Source organism: Dechloromonas sp. ZS-1, from assembly GCF_039649255.1.
Classification (GTDB): Bacteria; Pseudomonadota; Gammaproteobacteria; order Burkholderiales; family Rhodocyclaceae; genus Azonexus.
In genome coordinates, this window is record NZ_JBDIYD010000016.1 from 55872 (window position 1) to 64781 (window position 8910).

The window sequence follows — 8910 nt, forward strand, 5'->3', positions numbered from 1 at the left end:
TCAGCGCAACGAGGCGGGGGCCGATTTATAGAAACGGCGATAGGCCGCGTAGTCATCCATGCTGGCCGGCAGGAAATAGGCTTGAGGGTCCAGGCCGACTTCTGCCGAGGCGCGGGTCAGGATGGCGCGGCCTTCCGGGTTGCGGTGCATGTTGATGAAGGCCGAAGCGACGGCTTTCACATCTTTCTCGGGGACTTTGCTGGACGCCATCAGCGCGAGGTCGTGGAAGCCCTCGGAGGTCCAGAGCACCTTGAACTTGCGGTTTTCACGCGAGGCGTAGCCATCCACGAGTGCGGAATTGCTGCCGACCGCCTTGGCTTTGCCGGCAAAGAGCTGGGCAAAGGCGGCATTCTGGTTGCCGGCAAAAACCGGCTTGACCTTGATGTCCTTGCCCAGCAGGTAGGCGTAAGGGACTTTGTAGCCGATGAAGGCCTCCGGGCCGGCAATCTGCCCGTGGATGGGCGGGGTCCAGCGGCGGCCAAAAACCTTCCAGCCCAGTTGTTCGCGCTCCGGGCTGAAGAGATGGTTCGAGAAAACGAATTCGACCTCTTTGGCGAGGACGTAGGAGGTGGTGTCCGCCGAGGTGCGGCCGATTTTCAACTCCAGTTTGACGCCACTGGCGTTGCTCACATATTTGATGATCGGATTCCAGTAAGCGGCGGTATTCTGGATGTCCCACTGGTTGACCGGCGAAAAGCGGTAAGTGGGCGTATCCGCTGCAAAGGCGGTGTGGGCGAGGCCGACGGTCAGGGCCAGGGCGAGGCGGCAGAGTGTGCGGATCATGGTGCTTTCGTCAATGCATTCCCACTGAGTACGATAATGACAATAGCGGCTCGCTGCAACGGTTGGCTGGCGTTTTTCCTGCTTTTTATATTTTGCTGTCGCGCCGACGGTAGAGCAGGCCGATCCCCGCGCCGAGCAAGGCCAGGAAGGCGCCATCGCCCCAGCGCCCATAGGGCGTGCTGCCTTGACGAGCCTGAACCTGGCCGCTGAGCACGCCGGTCTTGAAGGCCGGCAGGCGGGCGTCGATTTCGCCATTGTGGCGAATGATCGCGGTCATGCCCGTATTGGTGGCGCGCAGCATGGGGCGGCCGGTTTCGAGGGCGCGCAGGCGGGCAATCTGGAGGTGCTGCGGTTGGGCCAGCGAATCGCCGAACCAGGCGGTGTTGGAAAGATTGGCGAGGATGCCGGCGGCCGGTAGCGGGCGAATGATTTCATCGCCGAAAACATCCTCGTAGCAGATGTCGACCGCGACCGAGCGGCCAGCGACCTGCAAGGGCGCTTGCCGGGCTGGCCCGCGTGAGAAGGAGGAGGCCGGAATATTGGCCTGGGCCATGAACCAGGCGAAACCGGGCGGGATGAATTCGCCGAACGGGACCAGATGGTGTTTGCTGTAACGCTGGCTGGGGGCGCTGCCGAGGCTGATGGCGCTGTTGAAATAGCGCTCGGGGTCGCCGGTCAGGGTGCCGACAATGAGGTCCCCGTGCTGGCGGCGTGCCAGTTGGGCGAAAGCTGCCAGGTAATCCGGCGGCATCTGGTCGATGAAGATCGGGAAGGCGGTTTCCGGAAGCAGGGTGAGTTGCGCCGGATGCTGGCTCATCAACTGCTGGTACAGATCGAGCGAGGCAAAGAAAGCCTCGGGGCGGAATTTCATTTCCTGAGGGATATTGCCTTGAATCAGCGCCACGCTGATCGGTTCGCCGTCGGGCGCGGTCCATTCGATCTGGCGCAGGCCCTGGCTCAGGCAGCAGAGGATCAGGACGATCAGCCAGCCACGACGGGAGGCGAACAACAGGGTGCCGCACAGCACGACCAGAAAACTCAGACCATGCACACCGAGCACGGGGGCGAAGCCGGCCAGCGGGCTGGGCGGTGTTTGGCTGTAGCCGACGGTCAACCACGGAAAACCCGTCAAAAACCAGCCGCGCAGCCAGTCGACCGTCGCGATCAGTAGCGCGAAGGCCAGCGCGCTGCGCCAGCCGTCTTGCGGGGCAAAACGCCGGAACAGGGCGCCTGCCAGGGCCGGGTAGAGGGCCATTGCGGCACAGAATAGCAGGGTGGCTGTGCCGGCCAGCCAGGCGGGCATGCCGCCGAATACCGAGAGGCTGACGAAGATCCAGGAAACGCCGCCCAGAAAGAAGGCAAGGCCGAAACAGTAAGCCAGCAGGGTCGCCTGGCGCACGTTGGGGGCCTGGCGGAGCAGCACGTACAGGCCGCCCCAGATCAGCGGGGCCAGCCAGAAGGCCTCGAGCGGTGCAAAACAGGCGACGCCCAGCGCACCCAGCAGGCCGCTCAATGCGTAACGCAGCGCCGGATGGTCAGGCAGTCGCAGCGTCCGCACCGGTCTGTGGGGAGGGGGGATTGATGAGCAGGGTGTACAGGCGGCGGCTGTCGGCGCGCAGGACCTGGAAGCGCAGGCCCTCGATGTCGATCACTTCGTTGCGCTTGGGTACGCGGCCGAGGTGGCGTAAGACCAGACCGCCCACCGTATCGCAGTCCTCATCGGAGAACTCGGTGCCGAAGGCGGCATTGAAATCGACGATTTCGGTGCGCGCCTTGACCCGGTAGCGCCCGGAGGTGTCGAGCCGGATGTTGTCGTGGGCTTCGTCGAAGTCGTATTCGTCCTCGATGTCGCCGACGATCTGCTCCAGGACATCTTCAATGGTCACCAGACCGGCGACGCCGCCGTATTCGTTGACGACGATGGCCATGTGATTGCGCGAGACGCGGAATTCGCGCAGCAGCACATTGAGACGCTTGGATTCGGGAATGAAGACAACCGGGCGCAGCCAGTCGCGCAGGTCGAAGTCGGTTTCGGTATGCACGCGCAGCAAGTCCTTGGCGAGCAGGATGCCGAGGACGTTGTCGCGGTCGCCGTTGATGACCGGGAAGCGGGAGTGTGCGGCTTCGATGACGGTCGGAATGATCTCGGCGAGCGGATCATCGACGTCGATGACGTCCATTTGCGCACGCGGGATCATGACATCCGTGACGCGCGTCTCGGAGGCGGCCAGCGCCCCTTCGATGATGGTCAGCGCATCGGCGTCCATCAGATTGCGCGCGTAGGCGGTGTGGAGAATCTGAAGCAGCTGCTCGCGATCTTCGGGCTCGCGCAACAGCAGGGTGGAAAGGCGTTCTAGAAAACCGGGTTTACTAGGGGAACTGTCCATGATGTGTTTTAAGCCGCGCGGTCGTCCGCATAGGGGTCGGGGTAGCCCAGCGCAGCGAGAATCTCCCTTTCTGTGTCTTCCATGGCTTGGGCCTCGTCATCCTCTTCGTGGTCCCAGCCTTGCAAATGCAGCATACCATGCACCGTCAGGTGCGCGTAATGCGCGTCCAGCGGCTTGTTCTGCTCCGCCGCTTCACGGGCGACGACGCTCGGGCAGATGACGAGATCGCCCATGACAAGCGGCTCCGTGTCGTACGGGAAGGACAGCACATTGGTCGCGTAGTCCTTGCCGCGATAGTCACGGTTGAGTTCCTGGCCTTCTTCGGCATCGACCAGGCGGATCGTGATGTTGCCGCCGCCCTCGAGTGCCGCACGCGCCCAGCGCACGAAGTCCGCCCGCAAGGGTAAGCCTTCGCGGTTACAGGCATATTGCACGGAGAGGTTAAGGCGTCTGGAGGCGTTTTTCATAGGCGTCAACGATGCGGGCGACCAGCGGATGGCGCACCACATCTTCCTTTTTGAATTGGGTGAAGGCGAGGCCGCGCACGTCGGAGAGGACCTCGATGGCTTCCTTGAGGCCGCTCTTCTGGCCCTTGGGCAGGTCGATCTGCGTGATGTCGCCGGTGACCACCGCCTTGGCGCCGATGCCGATGCGGGTCAGGAACATCTTCATCTGCTCCGGCGTGGTGTTCTGCGCTTCATCGAGAATGATGAAGGCGTGATTCAGCGTGCGGCCGCGCATGAAAGCGAGTGGCGCGATCTCGATGGCGCGCTTTTCGTAGAGCTTGGCGACGCGGTCGGCACCCATCAGATCGTAAAGCGCATCGTAGAGCGGGCGCAGATAGGGATCGATCTTCTGGGTCAGATCACCCGGCAGAAAGCCGAGGCGCTCGCCGGCCTCGACTGCCGGGCGGGTCAGGATGATGCGCTGGACCATGTCACGCTCGAACGCATCGACGGCCGAGGCCACGGCCAGATAGGTCTTGCCGGTACCGGCTGGGCCAATCCCGAAGGTGATGTCGTGTTCCTGAATGTGCTTCAGGTATTCGACCTGGCGCGGCGTGCGGCCATGCAACTCCGTCTTGCGCGTGATCAGTTGCGGGCCATCGACACCGTGCGGGCTGCCGATACGGCGAACGGGCGCGTTCAGCAGCTCGATCAGGCCGAGCTGGATCGCATCGACCGTCAGCTCGTTGCGGGCCATGGCATAGAAGTGGCGGAGGGCGTCGGCGGTCAACGCTGCTTTTTCGCCCAAAATGGAAAAGCGTTCGTTGCGCCGCCGGATGGTGACGTCGAAGCCGGTTTCGATCTGGCGGATATTCTCATCCAGCGGGCCGCACAAATTGGCCAGCTGCGCGTTGTCGACCGGCGCCAGCGCGAATTCGACCGGCTTCTGCTTGGGGGCGGGCTTAGGCTTCGCGGATGACAATTTCGCCTCGCAGGCTGTGCGGCAGCGCCTCGGTGATGCGGACATCGACAAAGGTGTGGATCAGTCGGGGATTGCCGGCAAAGTTCACAATCCGGTTGTTGTCGGTACGGCCGGCAAGTTCCTTGGCATCCTTCTTCGAGGTGCCTTCCACCAGCACGCGTTGCACCGTGCCAACCATCGACTGGCTGACGGCCTGGGCGAATTCGTCAATCCGCTTTTGCAGACGGCTCAGGCGTGCCGACTTGACCTCGGCCGGCGTGTTGTCGTCGAGCTCCAGGGCTGGCGTGCCGGGGCGGGGGCTATAGATAAAGGAGAAGGAGGCGTCGAACTGCACGTCGTCGATCAGCTTCATGGTTTTTTCGAAGTCCTCATCCGTTTCGCCCGGGAAGCCGACAATAAAGTCGGAGGAGAGCGAGATGTCCGGACGCGCGGCGCGCAGCTTGCGGATGATCGATTTGTATTCGAGGGCGGTGTAGCCGCGCTTCATGGCAGCCAGCACGCGGTCCGAGCCAGCCTGGACCGGCAGGTGGAGATGGGAGACCAGCTTCGGCACCTTGGCGTAGGTGTCGATCAGGCGCTGGCTCATCTCGCGCGGATGCGAGGTGGTGTAGCGGATGCGCTCGATGCCCGGGACTTCTGCGATGTACTCGATGAGCAGTGCCAGGTCGGCCTTTTCATCCGTGCCTTCCATGTCGCCCCGGTAGGCATTCACGTTCTGTCCGAGCAGCGTGACTTCCTTGACGCCGTGGGTGGCCAGATCGGCCACTTCGGTCAGGACATCAGTGAAGGGGCGGGAGACTTCGCCGCCGCGGGTGTAGGGAACAATACAGAAGGTGCAGAATTTGGAGCAGCCTTCCATGATGGAGACAAAGGCGGCCGCGCCCTTGATCTCGGCCGGCGGCATGGCGTCGAACTTCTCGATTTCCGGGAAGGAAACGTCGACCGCAGCCTTGCCCTTTTCTTTCCGCTCGGCAATCAGTTGCGGCAGGCGGTGCAGGGTCTGCGGGCCGAAGACAATATCGACATAAGGTGCACGGGCGACAATCGCGTCGCCTTCCTGGCTGGCAACGCAGCCACCAACGCCAATGACCAGATTGGGGTTCTGTTGTTTAAGGTGTTTGACGCGGCCCAGATCATGGAAAACTTTTTCCTGTGCCTTCTCGCGGACCGAGCAGGTATTGAACAGGATGATGTCGGCTTCCTCGGGGTTGTCGGTCTTGACGATGCCTTCTGCGGCATTGAGCACGTCGGCCATCTTGTCCGAATCGTACTCGTTCATCTGGCACCCGAAAGTGCGGATGAAGAGCTTCTTGGTCATAAAATCTTCTTTAGAATCATGGGGGCAGCGCAGTTGCGGCCCGTCTCGGGAAAGGTCGGCATTATAACTGAGCTAAAAAGTGTTGACCGATTTAAAAAATGCATCTTATAATGCGCGCCCTCTAAGCGTGGTGATGTAGCTCAGACGGTTAGAGCGATGGATTCATAACCCATAGGTCGGCAGTTCGATTCTGCCCATCACCACCAGTTATACCGAGAGAAGGCCAATCCTGCGGGTTGGCCTTTTCGATTCTAGTCGGATAAGGGCATGGATGTCGGTCCCGTTGGGTTGACTTGTGCGAATAGCTTCGAATAGAATCGACGGCTTTCTCAAATCTGCGCCCAATTTTTTCAGGACGGCACACACATGAAAACGTTTTCCGCCAAGCCACATGAGGTGAAGCGCGAGTGGTTTGTGGTAGACGCCACAGACAAGGTGCTCGGCCGCCTCGCCACCGAAATTGCCCGCCGCCTGCGTGGCAAGCACAAGGCCATCTACACCCCGCACGTCGATACCGGTGATTTCGTCATCGTGACCAACGTCGAAAAGCTGACCGTGACCGGTAACAAGGCTGAAGATAAGAAGTACTTCCGCCACTCCGGCTACCCGGGCGGTATCTACGAAACCAACTTCAAGAAGATGCAGCAACGCTTCCCGGGTCGTGCCCTGGAAAAGGCCGTCAAGGGCATGCTGCCGAAGGGTCCGCTGGGCTACGCCATGCTGAAGAAGCTGAAGTGCTACGCCGGCGAACAGCATCCGCACACCGCCCAGCAGCCGAAGGCTCTGGAAATCTAAGGGGTTATCATGGCTGAAAGTTACTTCTACGGTACCGGTCGTCGCAAGAGCGCCGTTGCTCGTGTTTTCATGAAGCGTGGCTCTGGCTCGATCGTTGTGAACGGCAAGCCGGTCGACGAATTCTTCTCCCGTGAAACTGGTCGCATGATCGTCCGTCAGCCGCTCGCGCTGGTTGAGCAACTGAACGGTTTCGACATCAAGGTCAACGTCACCGGTGGTGGCGAGTCCGGTCAAGCTGGTGCCGTTCGTCACGGTATCACCCGCGCCCTGATTCAGTACGATGCTGCGCTGAAGCCCTCCCTGTCCAAGGCTGGCTTCGTTACCCGCGATGCCCGTGAAGTCGAGCGTAAGAAGGTCGGTTTCCACAAGGCCCGTCGCCGCAAGCAGTTCTCGAAGCGTTAATTTTCGCTTCCACAGAAAAAGCCGCCCGCTGGGCGGCTTTTTTGTTTTCTGGCCGCCCGCTATCATGCGTGGATGCGCCGCGCTCGTCTCTCCTTTAAATTCAATCAACTCCGTCGTCGGTTTGGCATCAGTGCGCCCAGCGTCGTGGTGCGCCCCGGGGTGCCTCAGCGCTGGCAACTGGCTGCCTCTGCATTCATGCTGCTGTTGCTTCTCTGGGTGGCCTACAGTTCCTGGCGGCAGTTTGGGGTGGGGGCGGATGTCGTGGCTTTGCAGGCGACGGTGTCCCGCCAGGCGGCGGAGATGGATGCGCTGCGTGCCAAAGTCAGTGTCGATCGAAGTCTGGATCTGATGGATCGGGCGGCGGTCGACGCCTTGCAGACCCGCATTTTGCAGTTGGAGCGTGAGAATCACGGACTGCGTGAGGATGTGCTGCTGTTCGAGCGCTTGATGGCGGCCCCGGGTGTGGTGGGTGAGCTTGTCGTCCCGATGTTTCGTGCGGCGGCGGAAGGAGGGCGCTTGCGATATCGCCTTTTTGCTGTTTATCAGGCGGATCGTCAGCGCCCCGATTGGCGGGGGGCTTGGCGTTTGCGTGTAGAGTATGAATCTAAGGGGCGTCTTGCATATCTGGTCGTGCCCGATGCTGCGCCTGAGTCGCTTGCGGCGAAAGTTGAAATCCGCCATTTCTTCCATCAAGAAGGAGATGTGGCGTTGCCGGAGGGGGCGCGAGTACGTCGTGCCGAGTTAACCTTTTGGCAATCCGGTCAGATTAAATTGCAGCGGGTGCTGGAATTGTGAGGGGTGATCGTGTTTGGTAAGAAAAACGAATCAATGGGCGTGGGGCGGATTGATAGCCTGCTGGGCGCGGGGGCGCGGATCGAAGGCAATATCATTTTTTCGGGAGGCTTGCGTGTCGACGGCGAGGTAAAAGGAGATGTGAAGGCTGCGCCGGACTCGGGGGCGTCGACGCTGGTCCTGAGTGAACATGCGCGTATCGAAGGCGGTGTTGCTGTGGGTCATTTGGTGATCAATGGTGTCGTTGTGGGGCCCGTCCATGTTTCCGGCTTGCTGGAAATGCAGGGGAAGGCGAAGATCATTGGCGATGTCTCCTATGCGGTGATCGAGATGCATCAGGGGGCGGTGATTGAGGGGCGTTTGCTGCATCTTTCGGAACAAACGGCGGAAAAGCCCGCCTAAGTCAATTGACCGCTCTTGCAGCCGCTCGCATAATCTTGCTCGTTTTTTAGAGGAGTTTCCCCATGAATGCAGTAACTGAAGTGTCCGTACCGCTGCTCTTTACTGACAGCGCCGCAAACAAGGTTCGTGAACTGATTGAAGAAGAAGGTAATCCGGCGCTGAAGTTGCGCGTTTTTGTCACGGGTGGCGGTTGCTCCGGTTTTCAGTACGGCTTCACCTTTGATGAGGAAGTGGCTGAAGACGACACCGCGATGGAAAAGAATGGTGTCACCCTGCTGATTGATCCGATGAGCTATCAATATCTGGCGGGTGCCGAGATTGACTACACTGAAGGCCTGGAGGGTTCGCAGTTTGTGATCCGCAATCCGAACGCAACGTCGACCTGTGGCTGTGGTTCTTCCTTCTCTGCTTGAGCGTGTCGCTCTTGGCTGCCGGGGCTGACGGCGGCGTCTATATATAGAGATAGAAAAGCCCCGCTCTATGGAGTGGGGCTTTTTCTTTTGGCGCCCATGAGAAATTCTTTAATGGGTGTTGACAGTTTGTTTTGGGTCTATATAATGCGCCCCTCTTCGTTGCAGCAGGGCGATCCCGGCGGAAGCGAAG

Annotated in this window: 11 protein-coding genes and 1 tRNA gene; 6 read left to right on the forward strand and 6 right to left on the reverse strand. The window is 60.5% G+C overall.

The features are described 5' to 3' along the window. The 6 genes from AACO21_RS15030 to miaB form a co-directional block, all read right to left on the reverse strand. Positions 1–783, reverse strand: a complete 783-nt coding sequence (locus AACO21_RS15030; protein ID WP_346193340.1) for a PhnD/SsuA/transferrin family substrate-binding protein — start codon at positions 781–783, stop codon at positions 1–3. Positions 784–868: 85 nt separating this feature from the next. Continuing rightward, a complete protein-coding gene (lnt, locus tag AACO21_RS15035; protein ID WP_346193341.1) occupies positions 869–2341 on the reverse strand; it encodes an apolipoprotein N-acyltransferase in 1473 nt (490 codons plus the stop codon). Further along, on the reverse strand, positions 2319–3170 hold the full coding sequence (locus tag AACO21_RS15040) for a transporter associated domain-containing protein (RefSeq protein WP_346193342.1): 852 nt from the start codon (positions 3168–3170) through the stop codon (positions 2319–2321). The genes lnt and AACO21_RS15040 overlap by 23 nt, the downstream gene beginning before the upstream one ends. Before the next feature lie 8 nt (positions 3171–3178). Further along, positions 3179–3637 carry an rRNA maturation RNase YbeY gene (ybeY, locus tag AACO21_RS15045; RefSeq protein WP_346193343.1) on the reverse strand — a complete coding sequence of 153 codons (459 nt, stop codon included), beginning with the start codon at positions 3635–3637 and terminating at the stop codon, positions 3179–3181. Further along, on the reverse strand, positions 3612–4598 hold the full coding sequence (locus tag AACO21_RS15050) for a PhoH family protein (RefSeq protein WP_346193344.1): 987 nt from the start codon (positions 4596–4598) through the stop codon (positions 3612–3614). Before AACO21_RS15050 ends, ybeY begins: the two co-directional genes overlap by 26 nt. Then, entirely contained in the window at positions 4579–5916 is a 1338-nt protein-coding gene (gene miaB, locus AACO21_RS15055) for a tRNA (N6-isopentenyl adenosine(37)-C2)-methylthiotransferase MiaB (protein WP_346193345.1), read from the reverse strand. Before miaB ends, AACO21_RS15050 begins: the two co-directional genes overlap by 20 nt. A 129-nt stretch (positions 5917–6045) precedes the next feature. On the opposite strand from miaB, the gene AACO21_RS15060 reads away from it, so the two are divergent. From AACO21_RS15060 to erpA, 6 genes are all read left to right on the forward strand, one after another. Further along, a tRNA-Met gene (locus AACO21_RS15060) sits at positions 6046–6122 on the forward strand. A 160-nt stretch (positions 6123–6282) separates the two neighbouring features. Next, entirely contained in the window at positions 6283–6711 is a 429-nt protein-coding gene (rplM, locus tag AACO21_RS15065; protein ID WP_346193346.1) for a 50S ribosomal protein L13, read from the forward strand. 9 nt (positions 6712–6720) lie between these two features. After that, positions 6721–7113 (forward strand): 30S ribosomal protein S9, encoded by a 393-nt coding sequence (gene rpsI / locus AACO21_RS15070; RefSeq protein WP_346193347.1) that lies wholly within the window; start codon positions 6721–6723, stop codon positions 7111–7113. A 72-nt stretch (positions 7114–7185) separates the two neighbouring features. Next, positions 7186–7908, forward strand: a complete 723-nt coding sequence (locus AACO21_RS15075; protein WP_346193348.1) for a DUF6776 family protein — start codon at positions 7186–7188, stop codon at positions 7906–7908. 9 nt (positions 7909–7917) lie between these two features. Beyond that, positions 7918–8307 carry a polymer-forming cytoskeletal protein gene (locus AACO21_RS15080; RefSeq protein ID WP_346193349.1) on the forward strand — a complete coding sequence of 130 codons (390 nt, stop codon included), beginning with the start codon at positions 7918–7920 and terminating at the stop codon, positions 8305–8307. Positions 8308–8369: 62 nt separating this feature from the next. Further along, positions 8370–8720 carry an iron-sulfur cluster insertion protein ErpA gene (gene erpA / locus AACO21_RS15085; RefSeq protein ID WP_346193350.1) on the forward strand — a complete coding sequence of 117 codons (351 nt, stop codon included), beginning with the start codon at positions 8370–8372 and terminating at the stop codon, positions 8718–8720. The last annotated feature ends 190 nt before the right edge of the window (positions 8721–8910 follow it).